Origin of the sequence: Stenotrophomonas sp. 2YAF22, assembly GCF_052114665.1 — a bacterium.
GTDB classification, from domain to species: domain Bacteria; phylum Pseudomonadota; class Gammaproteobacteria; order Xanthomonadales; family Xanthomonadaceae; genus Stenotrophomonas; species Stenotrophomonas indicatrix.
Window position 1 is genome coordinate 1 of the sequence record NZ_JBFRFE010000732.1, and the last position, 1,887, is coordinate 1,887.

The 1,887-nt window shown below is 65.7% G+C and carries 3 protein-coding genes; all 3 read left to right on the forward strand.

The features are described from left to right. The first annotated feature begins 270 nt into the window (after positions 1-270). Positions 271-1,002 carry a YebC/PmpR family DNA-binding transcriptional regulator gene (locus AB4Y84_RS20515; protein ID WP_032975140.1) on the forward strand — a complete coding sequence of 244 codons (732 nt, stop codon included), beginning with the start codon at positions 271-273 and terminating at the stop codon, positions 1,000-1,002. Between the two features lie 129 nt (positions 1,003-1,131). Beyond that, complete coding sequence (gene ruvC / locus AB4Y84_RS20520) at positions 1,132-1,653, forward strand: crossover junction endodeoxyribonuclease RuvC (RefSeq protein ID WP_025874677.1); 522 nt, start codon at positions 1,132-1,134, stop codon at positions 1,651-1,653. Between the two features lie 13 nt (positions 1,654-1,666). After that, positions 1,667-1,887, forward strand: a 221-nt coding sequence (locus AB4Y84_RS20525; RefSeq protein ID WP_442250803.1) for an OB-fold domain-containing protein, incomplete at its 3' end; no start/stop codon positions are given.

The window sequence follows — 1,887 nt, forward strand, 5'->3', positions numbered from 1 at the left end:
GGTTAGCGCCACGCCGAGCACGATCATGACGAGGTAATAGCCGATGTGCACCGCGGTAGCCGGGGAAAACGCGCCTACGCTGCCTTGATGGGTGCGAACCGTCCTGCTTCGGTGGGTGCGAACCGTCCTGCCTTGGTGGGTGCGAACCGTTGGTTCGCACGCTCTCGCCGGGCCACGCCCGGCGGCATCCTACCGGCTCTCGACACGGTCAGCGGGCCCGATCAGGTAGAATCCGCGGCCTTATCCATCAACGCACGTACGGAAAGACCCATGGGTAGAGGCCCCTCCATCGAAAACCGCAAGAACGCGTCTGACGCGAAGCGCGGCAAGATTTTCACCAAGATCATCCGTGAGATCGGCGTGGCCGCCCGCGGCGGTGGAGGCGACCCCAACAACAACCCGCGTCTGCGTGTGGCCGTGGACAAGGCGCTGACCGCGAACATGTCCAAGGACGTGATCGAGCGCGCCATCAAGAAGGCCACCGGTGAACTGGAAGGCGTCGAGTACGAAGAGATCCGCTACGAGGGCTACGCGCCCGGTGGCGTGGCCGTCATCGTCGATTGCCTGACCGACAACCGCGTGCGCACCGTGGCCGATGTCCGCCATGCGTTCAGCAAGTGCGGCGGCAACATGGGCACCGAAGGCTCGGTCAGCTTCATGTTCAAGCGCGTGGGCGTGCTGCACTACGGCGCCGGCGCCGATGAGGACGCCATCTCCGAAGCGGCCATCGAGGCCGGTGCCGATGACATCGTGGTCTACCCGGAGGATGGCGCGATCGACGTGCTCACCGCCGCGGACAGCTTCCACGCAGTCAAGGATGCGATGCAGGCGGCTGGCCGCACGCCGGATCATGCCGAGCTGACCTTCCGTGCCGACAACGACATCAAGGTCGAGGGCGACACCGTCCTGCAGGTCAAGAAGCTGCTGGACATGCTGGAAGACCTCGACGACGTGCAGGACGTGTACTCCAACGCCGATCTCGGCGCGGACGCCTACGCCTGAACGGACGCTGTGCCGGTCGCCTTTGGCGGCCGGTGAGCGGACAATGCGGACCATGATGACCCCAGACGTTTCCAGCCATCACCGCCGCATGCGTCCTTCCCGGATCAGCGGCCTGCGCGCGTGTGCCGCATGACCCGCATTCTCGGCATCGACCCGGGTTCACAACGGACCGGGGTCGGCATCATCGATGTCGATGCCAGCGGCCGGGTCAGCCACGTGCATCACCAGCCGCTGGTGCTGCTCGGCGCCGATGACTTCCCGCAGCGCATGAAGCTGCTGGTGCTGGGCCTGGCCGAGCTGTGCCTGGAGTTCCAGCCACAGGAAGTGGCCATCGAAAAGGTGTTCATGGCGCGCAACCCCGATTCGGCGCTGAAGCTGGGCCAGGCCCGTGGCGCGGCGATTTCGGCGGTGGTGCTGCGCGACCTGCCGGTGCACGAATACGCTGCCAGCGAGATCAAGCTGGCGGTGGTCGGTCGTGGCGGCGCCGAAAAGCAACAGGTTCAACACATGGTCGGGCTCATGCTCAACCTGAAAACCAAGCTGCAGGCCGACGCGGCCGACGCGTTGGCCGTGGCCATCACCCATGCCCACGTAAGGGCAACGGCCAACCGCCTGGGGCTGACTGCCCGCCAGGCGTGGGGCCGCAAATGAGGAGCTGCACGCAATGATCGGTCGACTGCGCGGAATCGTCGCCTACAAGGCGCCGCCGTGGCTTGTGGTGGACGTCAACGGGGTGGGCTACGAGCTGGAGGCGCCGATGAGCACCTTCTACGACCTGCCCGAGCTGGGCCGTGAGGTCACGCTCTACACTCATTATTCGCAGAAGGAAGACAGCGTCTCGCTGTACGGCTTCCTGCGCGAAGGCGAGCGCCGCCTGTTCCGCGA

Bases quoted from the DNA above. Each gene is read 5' to 3' on its own strand.
- AB4Y84_RS20515 (WP_032975140.1), top strand. From the start codon at position 271: ATGGGTAGAGGCCCCTCCATCGAAAACCGCAAGAACGCGTCTGACGCG.
- ruvC (WP_025874677.1), top strand. From the start codon at position 1,132: ATGACCCGCATTCTCGGCATCGACCCGGGTTCACAACGGACCGGGGTC.